General features: G+C 66.6%; 17 protein-coding genes. 7 read left to right on the plus strand and 10 right to left on the minus strand.

The features are described 5' to 3' along the window. Positions 1-119 precede the first annotated feature (119 nt). From CIHUM_RS03250 to CIHUM_RS03265, 4 genes are read right to left on the minus strand one after another with little or no spacing between them, the layout of a single operon-like run. Positions 120-1,301, minus strand: a complete 1,182-nt coding sequence (locus tag CIHUM_RS03250) for an ABC transporter permease (RefSeq protein ID WP_034999414.1) — start codon at positions 1,299-1,301, stop codon at positions 120-122. Then, on the minus strand, positions 1,301-2,179 hold the full coding sequence (locus tag CIHUM_RS03255) for an ABC transporter ATP-binding protein (protein ID WP_034999415.1): 879 nt from the start codon (positions 2,177-2,179) through the stop codon (positions 1,301-1,303). Before CIHUM_RS03255 ends, CIHUM_RS03250 begins: the two co-directional genes overlap by 1 nt. Then, positions 2,176-2,673: a hypothetical protein gene (locus CIHUM_RS03260; protein ID WP_034999416.1), complete on the minus strand. Its 498-nt coding sequence runs from the start codon at positions 2,671-2,673 to the stop codon at positions 2,176-2,178. The genes CIHUM_RS03255 and CIHUM_RS03260 overlap by 4 nt, the downstream gene beginning before the upstream one ends. After that, positions 2,670-2,927: a helix-turn-helix transcriptional regulator gene (locus tag CIHUM_RS03265; protein WP_034999418.1), complete on the minus strand. Its 258-nt coding sequence runs from the start codon at positions 2,925-2,927 to the stop codon at positions 2,670-2,672. Before CIHUM_RS03265 ends, CIHUM_RS03260 begins: the two co-directional genes overlap by 4 nt. 85 nt (positions 2,928-3,012) lie before the next feature. Between CIHUM_RS03265 and CIHUM_RS03270 the strand changes: the two genes are divergently transcribed. Then, a complete protein-coding gene (locus tag CIHUM_RS03270) occupies positions 3,013-5,829 on the plus strand; it encodes an FAD-binding and (Fe-S)-binding domain-containing protein (RefSeq protein ID WP_034999419.1) in 2,817 nt (938 codons plus the stop codon). Here CIHUM_RS03270 and CIHUM_RS03275 read toward each other — a convergent pair. Further along, positions 5,826-7,883 carry a helicase-associated domain-containing protein gene (locus tag CIHUM_RS03275; protein WP_034999420.1) on the minus strand — a complete coding sequence of 686 codons (2,058 nt, stop codon included), beginning with the start codon at positions 7,881-7,883 and terminating at the stop codon, positions 5,826-5,828. The two genes, CIHUM_RS03270 and CIHUM_RS03275, sit on opposite strands and share 4 nt — an antisense overlap. Before the next feature lie 53 nt (positions 7,884-7,936). On the opposite strand from CIHUM_RS03275, the gene CIHUM_RS03280 reads away from it, so the two are divergent. After that, entirely contained in the window at positions 7,937-8,131 is a 195-nt protein-coding gene (locus CIHUM_RS03280; protein WP_034999421.1) for a hypothetical protein, read from the plus strand. Positions 8,132-8,377: 246 nt separating this feature from the next. Here CIHUM_RS03280 and CIHUM_RS03285 read toward each other — a convergent pair whose 3' ends face one another. Next, complete coding sequence (locus CIHUM_RS03285; protein ID WP_074432027.1) at positions 8,378-9,100, minus strand: resuscitation-promoting factor Rpf1 domain-containing protein; 723 nt, start codon at positions 9,098-9,100, stop codon at positions 8,378-8,380. Positions 9,101-9,353: 253 nt separating this feature from the next. Between CIHUM_RS03285 and CIHUM_RS03290 the strand changes: the two genes are divergently transcribed. Next, positions 9,354-9,737, plus strand: coding sequence for a cold-shock protein (locus CIHUM_RS03290; RefSeq protein WP_034999423.1), 384 nt, complete (start codon positions 9,354-9,356; stop codon positions 9,735-9,737). A 15-nt stretch (positions 9,738-9,752) separates the two neighbouring features. On the opposite strand, the gene CIHUM_RS03295 is transcribed toward CIHUM_RS03290, so the two are convergent. Further along, the gene (locus CIHUM_RS03295) at positions 9,753-10,256 is read right to left on the minus strand and encodes a DUF2771 family protein (RefSeq protein WP_034999424.1); all 504 of its coding nucleotides are present in this window, start codon (positions 10,254-10,256) and stop codon (positions 9,753-9,755) included. A gap of 11 nt (positions 10,257-10,267) precedes the next feature. Next, complete coding sequence (locus tag CIHUM_RS03300) at positions 10,268-11,062, minus strand: glutaminyl-peptide cyclotransferase (RefSeq protein WP_034999425.1); 795 nt, start codon at positions 11,060-11,062, stop codon at positions 10,268-10,270. A 39-nt stretch (positions 11,063-11,101) separates the two neighbouring features. On the opposite strand from CIHUM_RS03300, the gene CIHUM_RS03305 reads away from it, so the two are divergent. The 3 genes from CIHUM_RS03305 to CIHUM_RS03315 are packed head-to-tail and all read left to right on the plus strand — an operon-like array spanning position 11,102 to position 14,111. After that, the gene (locus tag CIHUM_RS03305; RefSeq protein WP_051106428.1) at positions 11,102-11,782 is read left to right on the plus strand and encodes a DUF3027 domain-containing protein; all 681 of its coding nucleotides are present in this window, start codon (positions 11,102-11,104) and stop codon (positions 11,780-11,782) included. Between the two features lie 58 nt (positions 11,783-11,840). Further along, the gene (locus CIHUM_RS03310) at positions 11,841-13,310 is read left to right on the plus strand and encodes an NCS2 family permease (protein ID WP_051106429.1); all 1,470 of its coding nucleotides are present in this window, start codon (positions 11,841-11,843) and stop codon (positions 13,308-13,310) included. Beyond that, the gene (locus tag CIHUM_RS03315; protein ID WP_034999426.1) at positions 13,311-14,111 is read left to right on the plus strand and encodes a TrmH family RNA methyltransferase; all 801 of its coding nucleotides are present in this window, start codon (positions 13,311-13,313) and stop codon (positions 14,109-14,111) included. It abuts the gene before it with no gap. On the opposite strand, the gene CIHUM_RS03320 is transcribed toward CIHUM_RS03315, so the two are convergent. Both CIHUM_RS03320 and sepH read right to left on the minus strand, forming a co-directional pair. After that, positions 14,108-14,953, minus strand: coding sequence for a DUF6928 family protein (locus CIHUM_RS03320; protein WP_034999428.1), 846 nt, complete (start codon positions 14,951-14,953; stop codon positions 14,108-14,110). The genes CIHUM_RS03315 and CIHUM_RS03320 overlap by 4 nt on opposite strands. A gap of 18 nt (positions 14,954-14,971) precedes the next feature. After that, entirely contained in the window at positions 14,972-16,021 is a 1,050-nt protein-coding gene (gene sepH / locus CIHUM_RS03325) for a septation protein SepH (RefSeq protein WP_034999429.1), read from the minus strand. A 209-nt stretch (positions 16,022-16,230) separates the two neighbouring features. On the opposite strand from sepH, the gene CIHUM_RS03330 reads away from it, so the two are divergent. After that, positions 16,231-17,526, plus strand: coding sequence for a citrate synthase (locus CIHUM_RS03330; protein WP_034999430.1), 1,296 nt, complete (start codon positions 16,231-16,233; stop codon positions 17,524-17,526). Positions 17,527-17,552: the final 26 nt, after the last annotated feature.

The raw sequence follows: 17,552 nt of genomic DNA on the forward strand, positions 1-17,552 counted from the left end.
GAAATGGCAGCTAGAGCCAAGACCAAACTCAAAATATTAGTCGTCTTCAAAATGTCCTCCTGAACTGTGATCTCGGATGTCGACGATACCGGTTGGCTCAAAGCGCAAACGGCTACACGCTAGCCCCTGCGCAGCAGCTGCGACCACTTGGTCACGCTGCCGTTGTTCAGGATCGAACGCTTGTAGATGCGGGCGGCGACCCACACCGCCAGCGCCGTCGCGAGTGCTGCGAGGGCGAAGGAGCCGGCCAGCTGCGCCGCGGTGAAGTCCCCGGCGGCATACGACAGCGGCGCGGCGAAGATGGAAAACGGCGGGATCCAGCTCATCACCTGCATCCAGGTGGCATCGGTGCTCATCCAGCCGAAGCCGGGGATGTACGCGGACGCCATGATCAGCAGCAGGATCGGCATCTGGGTGGACTGCAGGTCCTCGGTGCGCTGCACCATCGCGCCCGCCGCGGCGTAGAGGGCGCCGAAGAACAGCATCGCTAGGGCCCACGCGATCAGCAGGATGGGGACAACGGCCCAGTCGAACTCGATATCGTCCACGAGCCCGGAGACCTTCAGCCCAACAACGCCGACAACTAGGAGCACGGCGGTGGCGACGAAGCCCAGCGCGAGGGTGCCCAGCAGCTTGCCGGCCAAAAAGTCCAGGGGACGCACCGACGCGAGCACTAGCTCCACCACGCGGGAGGACTTCTCCTCTGTCACGCGGCTGCCCACCTGCGCGGCGAAGGTGATCACGGTGAAGATCACCACCATCAGCGCGATAAACGTGGTGAGCAGTCGCAGGAGCTGCTGCTCGGTGTCGCCGCCGTCGTTGACGTCTACCGGTACGACTTCAATCTGTGGGGAGGCGGCTTCGTAATCTGCGGCAGTGATGCCCAGGTTGTCCAGGGTCTCTGCACGCGAGTACTGCTGCGATAGTCCCTCGAGTCCGGCGAGGATGCTCGTCGACGGCATTCCGTCGCTGACGACCTCCCAACGGTTTCCCTCGGCCACCAGCGCGGCCTTGACGTCGTCGTCGCGGACGAGTTGCTCGGCTTCGCTACGGTCGGCAGCGGCGCGCCCGTCGTAGCCGGCGTCGTTGAGCAGCTGCGCGTCGACGCCCACCGCGGCGACTGCCGGGCCGGCCTCGCCGGACTCGTCCTTGTCTTTTTGCCAGGTGGCGAAGCCGATGACACCCAGTATGGCCAACAGGAGGATCACCAGTGTGATGATGGTGCCCTTCTTCAGCAGCAAGATCTGGACTTCGCGTTTGGCGGTAGTAGTGATCGTGTGCATGGGGGAGTACGGCTTCATTACTGCACAACCTCCTTGAACAGGTCGGCCAGATCTGGCACGACGCGGGTGAACTCGTGGACTGGGCCGGCGGCCATGGCGGATTGCAGGATGCGTTGGTCGTCCTGGGCACTTGGGGCTTCGAGGATGACGTGGGTGGCGGAGTCGTCGATAAGCGAGATGCCCTCGGGGATCCATCCGCGTTCGCGTGTGCCTACCCGGTAGCGCACCGGCCCGCCCGAGCGCAGCTCATCGACGGTGCCCTCGGCCACCATGCGGCCGCGGGTGACAATGCCGACGCGGTCGCACAGCCGCTGCACCAGATCCAGCTGGTGGGAGGAGAAGATGACAGGCACACCTGCCCGGGCGCGGTCGGTGAGCATCGTGCTCATCACGTCCACCGCGACGGGGTCGAGGCCGGAAAACGGCTCGTCCAGGATGAGAATGTCGGGGTCGTGGATAAGCGACGCGGCGAGCTGGACGCGCTGCTGGTTGCCCAGGGAGAGGTCGTCGAGCTTGTCGCCCAGGCGCTCGCCGAGACCGAGCTGCTCGAGCAGCTCGGTGCCGCGCTTCTTGGCGGCTTTGCCGTCGACGCCGTGCAACTTGGCCAGGAAAACAAGCTGGTCTAGGATCTTTTCCTTGCCGTACAGGCCGCGTTCCTCGGGCATGTAGCCGATGCGGCGGCGGGTGTCGTCGTCAAGCGGGCGCCCGTCGAGGAGCACCTCGCCCGAATCGGCGGCGAGCACACCGAGGGCGATGCGCATCGTGGTGGACTTGCCGGCGCCGTTGGAGCCGACGAAGCCGTACATCTCGCCGTCGTGGACGGTAAAACTCATGCCGTCGAGGGCTTGGACGTCGCCGAAGCGCTTGTGCAGGTTTTGGATTTCGATAGTTGTCATTTTTCCTCCTCTTTGCGGTTGAAGGTAATGGCGAATCCGACCATGGGCAGTGGGTAAACGATGAGGAAGGTAAACAGCATGAAGTACCCGCAAGCCAAGAGGGCAGTGGAACTCGGGGAGTCCAGCAGGACACCGAGCATCATGGTTGCGAACCCGCCGATGCCGGTAAGTGCGGAGTACGCCTTGAGTGCGCGCTTGCGCCAAGTGTCCAGCACGTGACGCTCGTACTCGTCGACCTGTTCATCCGGGGCGGTGTCGATGTTGTTGTTGGCGCCGCGCAGCATGGTCCAGGAGTACATGCTGACCAATATGCCGCCGACGAGTGCGGGGAGCGAGGGCGAATGAGCGTCAGACACGAGGCCAGCCACGGTGCCCGCAATGGCCACAGCGAGGCCGGCGAAGAATGCGACGATCAACCCGCGGGTGTCGCGGGGGTTGCGGAACCTCTTGGTGTTCAACGGGTCTTGGTCGCGGATGGAAGTGATGCGGTTCATTTGGTGTATAGCTCCTTCGACATAGGGGCGAACTCGGTGCGCGAAAACACGGCCTCCACGGGCAACCCGAAGACTTCGCAGATACGGAAAGCGAGATCCAAGCTGGGGGAGTGGTCGCCGCGCTCGAGTGCACCGACGGTTTGCGGGTTGACGTTGATAAGTTCCGCGAGACGGGCGCGTGACATGTCGTGCTCCGCGCGCAGCACGCGGACCCGGTTATAGATCGGGTCTTTGGGCAGTTTCTTCGGCGACACGCAACACAGTGTTGTATAAACACAACGATGTGTCAAGTGTGTCAGCTGACGCACAGCCTATCCTCAGGAGGATTAGCATGGACCCATGACCACAACCATTTCCTCCCCCGCAGAGCATTTATCCCGCGAACTCGGCTCCGACCAGGCGCTTTCCACCCGCCCGATCGACCGGATCAAGTACGCCCACGACGCGTCGCACTTCCTCTACACCCCAGACGTGGTGGTGGAAGCCCGCACCGCCCACGACGTGGCGGCAGCCTTCCGCGCCTCCGCCTCCTCCGGCGCACCGGTAGTGCTGCGCGGCGGCGGTACCTCCCTGTCCGGCCAGGCCGGCGGCGCGGGCATGCTCGTGGACGTGCGCAAGCACTTCCGCGGCGTGGAAGTCCTCGACGGCGGCGCGCGGGTGCGAGTCCAGCCCGGCTCCACGGTGCGCCAAGTCAACGCCCACCTCGCCCCGTACGGCCGCAAGATCGGCCCGGATCCGGCCTCCGAAGGCGCGGCGACGATGGGCGGCGTGATCGCCAACAACTCCTCCGGCATGGCCTGCGGCACCGAGTTCAACACTTACAACACCATCGAATCGATGACGTTCGTGCTGCCGTCCGGCACCGTCATCAACACGGCGCATCAGGACGCTGAGGCGCAATTTGCGCGGGAGGAGGCGGAGCTCGTCGCAAAGCTGGAGCGCCTCAAGCGGCGCGTGCGCGAGAACAAGGAATCCGTGGACACCATCGAGCGCCACTTCGCGCTGAAGAACACGATGGGCTACAGCCTCAACGCGTTTCTGGACTACGAGTCGCCCCTGGACATCTTCATGCACCTGCTGGTCGCGTCCGAGGGCACGCTCGCGTTCATCGCGGAGGCCGTGCTGCGCACCATCGAAGTGCCGAAGCTGAAGACCACCACCATCGCGGTGTACCCGACGCTGGACGCGGCGACGCGCTCGCTGCCGGCCCTGTTCGACTCGAAGGCCGCCACGCTGGAGCTGATGGACTCGCGCTCCATCAAGGTCGGCCGCACCTTCGACTCGGTGCCGGAGCAGATCACCGGCTTCGAACTGTCCGGCCAGGCTGCGCTGCTCATCGAGTACCACGCCAACGAGGCTGATGAGCTGCGCGAATACGAAGCCGCCGGCGCGAAACTGCTGGAGGGCTTTGACCTGCAGACCCCGGCGGCCTTCACCACCGACGCCGCCGAGGCCGCCAAGGCCTGGGCCTTCCGCAAGGGCCTCTACGCCCAGGTCGCAGAGGCCCGCCCGTCCGGCACCACCGCGCTGCTCGAGGACATCGCCGTGCCCGTGGGCGACCTCGCGGACACGTGCGGCGGATTGCAGCAGCTTTTCGACGCCTACCGCTACGACGACGCCGTCATCTTCGGCCACGCCAAAGACGGCAACATCCACTTCCTCATCACCGACCGCTTCGAAGGCGACGAGAACCTCTCCCGCTACGACGGCTTTAACGAGGAAATGGTCGACCTCGTGCTCGGCGCCGGCGGCAACCTGAAGGCCGAGCACGGCACCGGGCGCGTGATGGCGCCGTACGTGCGCCGCCAGTACGGCGAGGAACTCTACGAGGTCATGGTGGAGCTCAAGCGCGCCGCCGACCCGCGCGGGGTGATGAACCCGGGCGTGATCATCACCGACGACGAGCGCGAGCACATGAAGAACTTCAAGCTCAACCCGCAGGTGGAAGACGAGATCGACTCGTGCGTGGAGTGCGGCTACTGCGAGCCGGTGTGCCCCTCGCGCGACATCACCATGACCCCGCGCCAGCGCATCGTGGTGCGCCGTGCCCGCGCGAAGGCGATCCAGGAAGGCGACACCGAGCTGGTCGCGCACATCGACGAGGCATATCAGTACGACGGCATCGACACCTGCGCCGTGGACTCGATGTGCGTCACCGCCTGCCCGGTGAAGATCGACACCGGCAAATTCATCAAGTCCCTGCGCCGCGGCCAGGCGGGAGCTGCGGAGTCCGCCGGCTGGGCGGCCGCAGCGAAGGCGTGGGGTCCGGGCAATACGCTGGCCTCGGCGGCGTTGACCGGCGCCTACTACATGCCGACGAAACTGGTGCAGAAGGTCACCGACGTCGCCCGCGCCCTGGTGGGCGAGGACACGGTGCCGCAGTACCGCCCCGAGCTGTCCAAGGGCGGGGTGAAGCGCTCCAAGGCATTCGGCACCCGCATTGGCGCGCCGGGCGCGGAGCCAGCGGGCGTGTTCGTCCCCGCCTGCGTGAACTCCATGTTCGGGCCGCAGGGCGAGGGTGTGGGCGCCTCCGAGGCGTTTGCGAAGCTGGTGGAGCGCGCCGGGCTCGCGCTGACCGTCCCGGAGGACATCGACGGGATGTGCTGCGGGACCCCGTGGGCGTCGAAAGGCATGAGCACGGGCCACGACATCATGCAGCGCCGCGTCAACGACCAGCTCATCGCCGCCACCGACGGCGGACGCCTGCCCGTGGTGGTGGACGCGTCCAGCTGCACGCACGGCTTCCGCGACATGGCCGAGGGCATCGGCATCAAGGTCATCGACGCCATCGAGTTCGTCGAGGACCAGGTGATTGGGCGCCTCGAGGTGAAGCAGAAGGTGGACTCTGTGACGTTGCACCCGACGTGTTCGGCGACGCACCTTGGGATCGTCGATACGCTGGCACGCGTCGCTGGCGCTGCGGCCGAAGATGTGCGCGTGCCCGCCGAGTGGAACTGCTGCGGCTACGCGGGCGACCGCGGCATGCTGCACCCGGAGCTGACCCACGCCGCGACGAAGCGCGAGGCGGCGCAGGCGGTCGAGCTGGACTCGACCTGCCATGCGTCGTCCAACCGCACCTGCGAGCTGGGCCTGACCGCGGCGACCGGTAAGGACTACGAGCACATCCTGGAAATCCTGGAGCGCTTCAGCCGCTAGGCCAGCACCACTTTGGTGATGCGCGGCAGGGCGATGCGCACAACGCGATCGGCGGCCTCGTCGAGTGCGTCGACCTGCCCCGCGCTCACGCTGAGCGGTAGCACGGTGAGCGTGCGGCCGCGCCCTTGCTTATCCACGAAACCTACGGCCACATGCCGCTTCGCTCGAGCCGCCGCCCGCAGCGTTTCGAAGATGTCGCCGGCCCCGGCGTCCGCGTCGGAGCCGGAATCGGCGCGCAGCTTGGATACGATGGCTTCGACCTGCTCCTCGGTGGCCTTCGGAGTCCGCGGCAGGGCGGACGGGGTTGCGGCGACCAGCGCGGGTTCGGGCGCCATGTTCAGCGTCGCGCCGGTGTTGTCCTCCGCGGTGGGCTGCATCCCGGCCGCACGCAGCTGAGCCATGAGCTTGGTCAGCGGCTGGTCCGACACTGCGACGGTGGGGGCGAGGACGCGCAGGCCGCAGCGCTCGGCGGCGGTGGCGATCAGCGCCGGGTCCGCGGAACGGATGTAACTCAGTGCGCTGCCGGCGCGGATGGCGCCGTGGGTGCGGGCGGTGTCGTCGATAAGAAACGCGATTGCCTGCGGCACCTCGCCCATGACGTGCCGGCCCAGCCAGGCGTGGACCTCCTCGGCGGTGAGCCCGCCGTCCAGGCCGCGGCGTACCGACGCCTCCGTGACCCGCCACACGCTGGCCAGGCCCGGGGATTCGAGCTCGGCGATGCGCTCCAAAAACGACGCCATGTCCGGCTCGAGCGGGCCCGGGGCGAGCATCGTCATGTCGCCCTGGGCAATCAGCGTGTCGACGGACGCGGGCACGAGCTCCTTGGCCGCTGCGGCGACGTCCTCGCCATCGCGGCCGTCCAGCAACGCCAGCAGGGGAGAGGACTGCGCCGGCTGCGGGGTGCCGGCGAGCGCGCCGACGAACTGGGCCTCATCCACCACCGCCTGGATGAGCTGTGGCGAGAAACCGCTGGCCTCCAGCGGGGCGTGGAACAGCAGCTGGTCGGTGCGGCCGGCGTGGCGCAGGATGGTCAGCCGTGCGTGGCGCACCGCGGGCGCGTGCATATCCGCGGACAGAAGCTTCGCGGCGGTGTCGGCGCGCCACGGGGAGGCGGCCCAGCCGACCAAGAGGATTGCCCACTGGTCCGAAAGCGTGGCGTCAATCCACGTCAACGCGTCGCGGGTCGCGGCGAGCACGTCCTCGTCGTCGACGTTGCCGCGGCCGACAAGGCCCGCCGCCTCGCCGATGGTGATCAATAACCTCGGGTCGAAGCCGAGTTCCTTTTCCAGGTTCGCCGCGGCGCGCACGCCGACGGTGCCGTCCTTGTTCAGCGCGACCGGGTGGTCCATGAGCGCCATGACCAGCTGGCGCATTTGGCGCACGGCGTCCAAGCCCGCCGAGGTCGCTGCTTCGTCCACCGCGGACTGGTCCACCTCCGGCAGCGCGGGTGCCTCCAGCGGGAACTCACGCGGCTGGATCCCGCGCATCGCGTCGCGCACCGGCCGCGGCAGGCGCACCGTGTTCGCGTCTACCCGTACCAGCAAACCCGCCGCGAGCAGCTTTGCCACCGGCGCCGATGGGTCCGCGTCGGGCCCTGCCGCCGAAGTCGTGCCCACCCCGCCCGAGGAAGCCAGGGTTTCCAGCACCTTGCGCTCGCGGGCGGGCAGTGCCTTCAGCGCTTCGGCCGCGCCCGCCGGCAGGCTGTCGGTGACGCGCCAGCCTGGGGGCAGCGCGGTGAGCGTGCCGGGGGAGATCCGCAGCTCCTCATCGGGCCCGTAGACCAAAGCGAGTTCCCGCAGGTGCGCCACCTCGCCGAGTTCGCGCGCGTCCACCGGGTCCAGCTCTGCGCCGGCGTCGGCGAGGCGCTCCAGTACTGCCAGGTCGGCGGTGGTGAGCTGGCGCAGCGCCCGCGACGCGGAGCCGGGCAACCCTAGGCGCGTGGCCAACGACCCGGCCGAGGGCGGGGCGGGGAAGAAGGCATCTGGCCGGGTGCGGATGAGCAGGCGGAGCTGATCGTCGCTAAGCGACTGCAAGAATTCGGGGAAGGTAGACATTGCGGGGGTGAGTTTACGTGCGTTTTCGTGCCCGGCGTGAAAGAATGAGGGGCATGGCTAAAGATGTAGAGAAGATCGGTCGCGCGAACCCGGCGTGGCCCACGCACACCCCTGGTAACGGTCACCCGGTCACCGAGATTTCCTCCAAGCTCACCGGTGCCGCGAGCCCGTTCGGCGACGAGCTGATCCTGCCGCTGAAGGCGGAGGAGACCGGCTACGTCCACCCGACGACGCGCATCAACCGCTAGCTTTCGCTTAGCGACGGCACCAAAGGTGGCCCCCGTGGCGGGGCCACCTTTTTCGTGTGTTTGAGAGCTTGGGCAACTAGCAGATCAAGTGTCCAACTTTCCGTTTGCCCAGGTGGTGTTGAAAGCCGATTCCAATTGTGGGCTCATCTGCTAGTTCGGTGCCGTTGCCGGGCTGGGCGAACTAGCAGATCAGCGATGTGGGCAAAAAGAAACCCCGCCCGGAGGCGGGGTTTCGGCGCGTAGCTCTTAGCGCGGCAGGTAGGTCTGCTGCAGGGAAGCCAGGGTGTCGTTGACCTGGGTGCTGAAATTGGAGCCGATGAGCTGGGTGACCTTCGCGTAGTCGCCGGCCAGCGCGGCGTCCGCCAGCGGCTGGTTAGCAGCGTAGAACGCGTTGTAGTCGTTGCGGTTCGCCGCGTAGTTGTCCTGGACGGTAGCCGGGACCTGGAAACCGAGGGCGTTGATGGCGTCGCGCAGCTTCGCGTACAGCTCATCGGTCTCGTTTCCGGTGGAGGAAGTCTGGGCTGCCGGTGCCGGTGCAGCCGGGGCCGGGGCGGGAGCCGGCTTCGGTGCCGGAGCCGCCTGGGCTGCCTGCGCGTCGCGGTTGGTCGGCGCGGAGTTCAGGCCGTAGCGCGCGGAGCAGGCCGGCCATGCGCCCCAGCCCTGGTTGGCCAGGGTGCGCTCGGCGATGATGATCTGCTGCTCGCGGGTGGCCTGGTCTGCGGTCGGGGCGAACTCGCCGCCGCCGTATGCCTGCCAGGTGCCGTAGTTGAACTGCAGGCCGCCGTAGTAGCCGTTGCCGGTGTTGATGGACCAGTTGCCGCCGGACTCGCACTGTGCGAGCTTGTCCCAGTCGGAGTCCGGTGCTGCGGTTGCCTGCGGGGCGATGATGCCTGCCAGTGCTGCAACTGCTGCGGTACCTGCCAGAGCCTTCTTGCCCGTGGAGGTGGTCTTCTTGGAGTGGCGTCCCATGATTCGTTTCCTCTCGTCGTTGACCGCCAATTCTCGGGATAGCCTAACCATTTGTAACGATTGTGTCACGCAAGCGGCACGGAACGGTGTTCGTATGACAGCAGAGCTCAACGTTTTCCCAGGTCGCGTCCCTCATGGCGAGTTTTGGTGTTCTGGGTCACAGTCGCGGTTTTCGGGGCGAAGGTGTAGTGTAAAACCTTTATTTTGGCCTGCAATGGGCGGGCCATGTACCGGAACCTTAAAGGAGGATGCCATGCCTATTGGAAAGGTGAAGTGGTACGACACCGAAAAGGGCTTCGGCTTCGCGTCCAATCCGGGCGACGACGACGTCTTCATCGGCAAATCCGTGCTTCCCGACGGCGTGGACGAACTGGTCGCAGGCCAGCGCATCGAGTTCGATTTCGCTGCCGGCCGCCGCGGCCCGCAGGCGCTGCGTGTGAAAGTGCTCGATGAGCCGAAGCGTCGCCCCGTGCACCGCCGCAAGCCGGAGGAGCTGGGCAGCATGCTGGCGGATGTGATGACGCTGATTGAGACGCAGGTCCAGCCAGCGCTGACCAACGGCCGCTACCCAGACCGCAAGGAGGGGCGCCAGGTTGCGGGGATCCTGCGGGCGGTGGCCCGGGAGCTGGATGCTTAGCGACGCACCTTCGGCCTAGTCGAAGCCGACAGACCACGTGGCGATGACGGGAGATTCTTCCCCGTCATCGCCTTTTTCAATATCCAAGGTCGTAATCTCTGCGACGACGAGCTTCGCGCCGGATTCGGTCACTGCCGGGACGGTTTCCTCGCCGGACTCGCCGGAGGTGAACACGCGCTCGGTGTTGGCGGCGGGGTCGTCGTAGATGAGTAGCAGGCGCCAGCTGTTGCGCTCGATCTCGCCGGGCACAGTAACAGTCACGTCCCCCTGATCTGGCAGGCGCATGCGCGGCGGCTCGCCGCCGGGGCACTCCACGTCCAGCTCGCACACTGTGTATACGGGTATTTGTTCGGTCTGCCCGGCGGCAGCCACGGCGACTTCGAGGTCGCGCACCGGGGTGCCCGGCTTGTTCTGCTGGTAGCTAATAAAGGCGTAGACCGCCCCCACCAGCACCACCACGCCAACTAGGGCGATGGCCAGGACTTTCCACTGCTGGGTTGCTGCGCGTTTGGGTGCCATGGCGCAAGATCCTACTTGGCGGCGGTCTCAGGCTTAAACGTCACGCGGTACATGTCCGGCCAGCGCTTGCCGGCGAGGTAAAACTCCTCGGTGCCGGGGATGTGCGCGATGCCGTTGAGCACGTTGTTCGGGTCGGGCGCGGCGTTGTTCTCCAGCGCGGAGGCGTCGATGACGGCGGTGACCTTCCCCGAGTCAGCGTCGATGCGCATGATGTTGGTGGTGGTGAAAACGTTGGCGTACACCTCGTCGCCCACGCACTCGAGCTCGTTGAGGCCCTCCACCGGCTGGCCGTCCATGGTGACGGTGAAGCGCTCGCGCTCCTCGAAGGTTTCCGGGTCCATGCGGCGCAGCTCGGCGGTGCCGTCGGAGAAGATCAGCTCGTCCTCGTCGGCGCGGGAGCACAGGCCCCAGCCTTCGCCGGCGTAATTCGCCCGGCCGGTTTCTTCCAGTGTTGCGGCGTCGCGCTTGATTGCGGTGCCGTGAAGCCAGGTCAGTTGCCACACCGTGCCGTCGTGAAGCGTAATGCCCTCGCCGAAAAACTCCGGATCTAAATCGATGGACCGCAACTTTTCGCCCTCGGGGGTGCGCGTGTACAGGCGGGATTCGCCCTCCTGGCCGGTGCCGACGTAGATGGTGCCGTTGTCGACGACCTCCAGGCCCTGGGTGAAGCTGGTGTCGTCGAAAGGCAAGCGCTCCTCGACGTGCGCGGTGAGGCGCTGCGTGTCCGGCCCCGCGGTCTCGGGGGAGGAACAGCCCGACAAGACAGCGAGCGCGGAACAGACGGCGGCAAGCGTGAATCGACCCATGGCAACCATCCTGCACCACGTGGGCAATAATGGGGAACCGTGTCACGATCCAACAACCGATCCCGCAACCCCCGAAAGCGCAGCCCCCTGCTGTCCACCGACGCAGTCGCCACTGCACGGGAGGCGCTGGCCGAAATCGCCGACGGGGAAGTCGGCGAGCACATCGGCGTGATGGGGCTCGGCCGCAACGTGGCCACCCACCGTTTCGCCGCCGACGTGCCCGGCTACGCAGGCTGGGAATGGAACGCCGTGGTGGCCTGCGCCGACGGCGCGGACTGGGTCACCGTCAACGAGGTCGCGCTCGTGCCCTCGCAGGGCGCGCTCGAAGCGCCGGACTGGGTGCCGTACTCCGACCGCCTGCGCCCCGGCGACCTGGGCCCGGGCGACATCATGGAGCTATCGCCTGACGACGACCGCGTCACCGACGACTCCTTCTCCCGTGAGGCCGTCACGTTTACCGGCCGCGAAACCAAGCGCTACCTCACCACCTCCGGACTGGAGGACGCGAAGAAGCGCTGGCGCACCGGCGAGTTCGGCCCCAACAGCGAGTTCGCCGAAAAGGCCGCGCTGTCGTGCCGCTCCTGCGCGTTTTATATTCCGTTGGAGCAGCCGGTGGGCGAGAACTTCGGCATCTGCGCCAACGAGTACTCCGCGGACGGGCACGTGGTGGCCTCCTCCTACGGCTGCGGGGCGCACTCGGACACCACCGTGGGGGAATAATCGTTGGTGAGCCCCAACGATTGGTGTTTTCGCAGGCAGGGTGCGACACTAATGCGACGTGAGTACCACAACCGGAGCAGAACTGCATAAGGACCAGCCGCAGCCGCGCGGCGCGCTGGACACCTTCTTCCACATCAGTGAGCGCGGATCCACGGTCGGCACCGAGGTGCGCGCCGGGGTAGTGACGTTCTTCGCGATGGCCTACATCGTGCTGCTCAACCCGCTGATCATCGGCACCAGCCCGGACCGCGAAGGCGTTGTCCTGGGCATCCCGCAGGTCGCCGCCGCAACGGCGCTCGCCGCCGGCGTGATGAGCATCCTGTTCGGCGTGATTGCCAAGTACCCGTTCGGCATCGCCACCGGCCTGGGCATCAACACCCTGGTCGCGGTGACCATGGTGGGGCAGCAGGGCCTGACCTGGCCGGAGGCCATGGGGTTGGTGGTCATCGACGGCATCATCATCGTGCTGCTGGCCGTTTCCGGCTTCCGCACCGCCGTGTTCAACGCCATTCCGGATTCCATGAAGGTGGCCATGAGCGTGGGCATCGGCATGTTCATCGCCACCATCGGGCTTGTGGACGCCGGCTTTGTCCGCCGCATCCCCGACGCCGCCATGACCACCGTGCCGGTGCAGCTGGGCACCGGCGGCTCCATTTCGTCCTGGCCCACGTTCGTGTTCGTCATCGGCCTGTTCATCTGCGGCTTCATGGTTGTGCGCAACATCCGCGGCGGGTTGTTCATCGGCATCTTGCTCACCACCGTCATCGCCATGGTGGTCGAGGCGCTGACTGGCGCCGGCTCCTCCGCGGACAACCCGGAGGGGTGGGGCATGGCGGTGCCGGGCCTGCCGGACAGCTTCGGCGGCATCCCGGACCTGTCCATCGTGGGCAACGTGGACCTGTTCGGTGCGTTTGTGAACCTCGGAGTGATCTCCGCGTCGCTGCTCGTGTTCACCCTCGTGCTGGCCAATTTCTTCGACGCCATGGGCACCATGACCGCACTCGGCCGCCAGGCCGGGCTTACCGACGAACACGCCGTGCTGCCGGACATGAAGCGCGCTCTGGTCGTTGAAGGCTTCGGCGCTGTGGTCGGCGGCGCGACCTCGGCATCGTCGAATACCGTGTTCGTCGATTCCTCCGCCGGTATCGCGGACGGTGCGCGCACCGGCCTGGCCAACGTTGTCACCGGCGTGCTGTTCCTCGTCGCGATGTTTTTCACCCCGCTGTATGAGATCGTGCCTATCGAGGCCGCAGCCCCCGTGCTCGTGGTCGTCGGTGCGCTGATGATGATGCAGGTCGGCCAGATCGAGTGGTCTGAGTTCACGATCGCCCTGCCGGCGTTTCTGACCATCGTGACCATGCCGCTGACCTACTCCATCGCCAACGGCATCGGCGTCGGCTTCATCTCCTTTGCCCTGATGAGCCTGTTCGCCGGGAAGGCGAAGGAGATCCACTGGATCATGTGGCTCATCTCCGCGCTGTTCGTGGTGTACTTCGCCCAGGGCCCGATCATGGCGGCGCTGAGCTAAATGCTTGTGCCTATCGACGACCCGTCGGACCCCCGCCTCGACGACATCCGCGACCTGAAGCATTCGGACAAGGAAAAAGGGCTCGTTTTCGCTGAGGGGCCGCTCGTGGCCGGACGGCTGGTGGAATCCCGATTCCCAGTTCGCGCCGTGTTCGGCTTCGGCGGGCGGCTCGAGTCCTTCATGGCCGACTACGGCGACGAGCTCGAGCGCCGCGGCGTGCCGGTCTACCAGATCACCCGCGGCATCATGGGGGAGGTTGCCGGCTACGACATGCACCGCGGGTTGCTGGTCTCCGCCGACAAGCCGGAGCCGCTGTCCGCCGCCGAGGTGCTCGACGGCGCGCGCACCCTCGTGATTCTGGAAGGCGTGGGCGACCACGAGAACATCGGGTCCATCTTCCGCAACGCCGCCGGCATGGGCGTCGACGGCGTGCTCTTCGGCGCCGCCACCGCCGACCCGCTGTACCGGCGCAGCGTGCGCGTGTCCATGGGGCACGTGCTGCGCACCCCGTTCGCGCACCTCGACGGCACGACGACGACGTGGCAGCGCTCGCTGGAGCAGCTGCGCGAGGCCGGCTGGTGGCTCATCTCGCTCACCCCGGCCGACGACGCTGTCGAGCTGAAAGACGCGATCCAGGGCCACGACAAGGTAGCCTTCCTAGTCGGCGGGGAGGGCCCCGGCCTGACCCCGCACGCGATGCGCGCCACCGACGTGCGCGCCAAGATCCCCATGGCGCCGGGGACGGACTCGCTCAACGTCGCGACGTCCGCCGCGATCGCGTTCTACGAAAGGAATCGCTAGCGGTCGAAGTGGCGGATGCGCTCCGAAAGCGCCTTCCACAATTCCGTCGCGCGTGCGCGCAGGCCCCGGCCGACGCGTTTCGCGGCGGCCACGGAGGCGTCGGCAAGCTCGGCGAACTCGTCGCCGCGCTGGTCGTCGGGGGCGTCCTCGTAGTCGTCGTACGCCTTCGACTTCTCCGCGAACTTCGCGGCCACAGCGTCCACCGACTTCACCGCGGGCGTTTTCTTTTCCTCGATCTTCGGCTCGGGGCGGCCGTCCACCGCGTAGCCGACGACGTTGATGTCGGGGCCGTCCTCGCCGATGTCCACGCCCAGCCAGTGACGCTCCGCCGAGAGCGCCAAGTCCCGCGGCTCGAACGGCAGTGAGATGCCGCCGGCCGCCTCGGCGCGCTCGCCCGCCCAGTAGGGCGCCTCAAACGGCTCGGGCAGGCCGAGGTCCTCGATGACCTGGGTGCGGGTAGCGCTGAAGCTGCGCACCACGGTCTCACCGGTGAAGTGCGCGAACCCGCCGTAGTCGCTGTCCGTGCCGGTCGCGATGACAAACACGTCAGAGGCGGGAAGGACCGAATGCCACGGGGTTGTGGTGGACAGGGCCGAGGCGTCGTCGACAAGCATCCGCACCACCGAGACTCCGGGAAAGCCCGCGATGTAGAACTCGTCGCGGCCCGGCACCGAGGAGCGGTTCAGCGGAAACGAGCCGATCGGGGTGATCGGCCATGCCGGGTTGACCTGGGAAAGCAGCTTGCGGCCGAACCCGCGGTCGGCCTTCGGCTCGCGCTCGAGCACGCCGGCCGGGTCGGCGGTGTTGACAAACCAAAGCGTAAGAACCGCTGGGAAACTCATGCACACATCCTAAGGTGCTCAGCGCTTCGGGTGCTTGGTGTTCGTGCGAACCCCCAGCAACACGTCCTCCCAGTGCGGGGTGACAGCCTTGCGGCGGCGCTTCTTCGGTTGCTTTTCCTCGTCCGGGTGGCGCAGGAAGTCGCCCTCGAGCACATCGTCTCGCGTATCGACGACCTCCGGGTTGCCCTCGACCGGCAACTCCGTGACATCAGCTTCTGGGGCTGCTTGAGGCCCAGTGGCGCTGGTGGGGTCGTACACGTCGTAGTCGTTGTCACTGCCATCAGCGCTGACGTCGTCACGGTCCGCTCGCACCGCCGACAGTGAACGCACCGGCTGCGCGAAATCGGGATCCGTCAGGTCCGCGGCCATGGCGTTGCGCGCCTCCGTTTGGGCGGCGGAGCCCATGGAACGCTTGAAGGTCCACAGCGCCTCGTTCTCCGTCAACCCGGCCTTCCAGGTGACGTGGACGACCCAGCTGTCGCCTTGCTCGCGGGTGGCGTCCCATTCTGCGTCGCTGATCGAGTGCCCGCGGGCCGCGAACGCGGTGGCGAGGATCTCGAACAGGGTCTGCTTCGCGGGGCCGTCCTCGCGCACCGGGTGGGACTGCTTCGCAGCCTCCGCCACCTGGGCGCGCTCCAGCAGCACCGGGTGGGCGTACACATCGAGGCGGCTTTCGGCCACGCCCATCTCCTCGGCCAGCGCGGCGGCGGTGGCGCCGGCGCGCAGGCGCGCCTGGATCTCGTTCGGGCGCATGGACAGGGGAGTGGCGTAGAGCGGGTCCGGCTCCGGCAGGGAGCGCTCCACCGGCGCGGGCGCTGGCTTTTGGGCAGCGGGTTCCTCTACTTCGGCGGATTCGGTCTCGGGCTCGTCGGCGGTCGTGTCCAACGTCGTGTCCAACACGGTCACCCCGGTGTCGCGGTCGGGGGTGGAGGGGGAGGTGGTAGAAGCGCCGTCGATAAGCGAGGGCTCAAGCTCGGTGCGCGCCAACTGGTAGCGCATCCCGTTATCGTCGCGGAGGACGAAAAACGTCTCCGTCGACTCGTCTTCCAAGAAGTACAGCTCGCGCATACGTCACCTTTCCGCCGGGCAGATACCCGACCAGCTTAACGGACAAGCTCGCACCTGCGGGCGTACCCGCCGGGTTCTCTGTGGTGTGTCCAGGCAGCTGCCGTTGTTGTCAGACGCGTCACAAACTTTGATACAGTGCCTTACGTAAAAACAGGTTGCCGGGAGCTATCCCAAAGACAGCCGAGAAAACTACCTGGAAGGGGAAATCAGTGGCTACTGAGAACAAGGATAAGGCCGTACTCCACTACCCGGGCGGCGAGTACGAGATGGACATCATGCGCGCCACCGAAGGCAACGACGGTGTCGTGCTGGGCAAGCTTCTCGGCGAGACCGGCCTGGTCACCTTCGACCCCGGCTACGTTTCCACCGGCTCCACCGAGTCCAAGATCACCTACATCGACGGCGAGGCAGGCATCCTGCGCTACCGCGGCTACGACATCGCCGACCTGGCAGAAAACGCCACCTTCAACGAGGTGTCCTACCTGCTGATCAACGGTGAGCTGCCCACCACCGACGAGCTGGAGAACTTCAACTCCGACCTGCGCCACCACACCCTGCTGGACGAGGACTTCAAGGCCGCGTTCAACATCTTCCCGCGCAACGCCCACCCGATGGCCGTGCTCGCCTCCTCGGTGAACATTCTCTCCGCCTACTACCAGGACCAGCTTGACCCGCTGGACGAGGAGCAGCTGGACAAGGCAACCGTGCGCCTGATGGCCAAGGTGCCGATGCTCGCCGCGTACGCCTACCGCGCATCCCGCGGCAAGCCGTACATGTACCCGGACAACTCCCTGAACCCGCGCGAGAACTTCATGCGCATGATGTTCGGGTACCCGACCGAGGACTACCACGTCGATCCGGTGCTGACCAAGGCCCTGGACAAGCTGCTCATCCTGCACGCGGACCACGAGCAGAACTGCTCCACCTCCACCGTGCGCATGATCGCCTCCGCCCAGGCCAACATGTTCGTCTCCATCGCAGGCGGCATCAACGCCCTGGCAGGCCCGCTGCACGGCGGCGCAAACCAGGCGGTGCTGGAGATGCTCGAGGACATCAAGAACAACCACGACGGCGACGCCACCGACTTCATGAACCGCGTGAAGAACAAGGAAAAGGGCGTGCGACTGATGGGCTTCGGCCACCGCGTGTACAAGAACTACGACCCGCGCGCGGCCATTGTGAAGGACACCGCACACGAGGTGCTCGAGCACCTCGGCGGCGACGAGCTGCTGGACCTGGCGATGAAGCTCGAGGAGATCGCGCTGAACGACGAGTACTTCATCCAGCGCAAGCTCTACCCGAACGTGGACTTCTACACCGGCCTGATCTACCGCGCCATGGGCTTCCCGACGGACTTCTTCACCGTCCTGTTCGCCATCGGCCGCCTGCCGGGCTGGATCGCCCAGTACCGCGAGCAGCTCGAGATGAACACGAAGATCAACCGCCCGCGCCAGATCTACACCGGCTACCAGCAGCGCGACTTCGTGCCGCGCGACCAGCGCTAGGCGCAACCGAAGGGCGTCGATAAGCA

It is taken from the genome of Corynebacterium ihumii, assembly GCF_028609825.1.
GTDB classification, from domain to species: domain Bacteria; phylum Actinomycetota; class Actinomycetes; order Mycobacteriales; family Mycobacteriaceae; genus Corynebacterium; species Corynebacterium afermentans.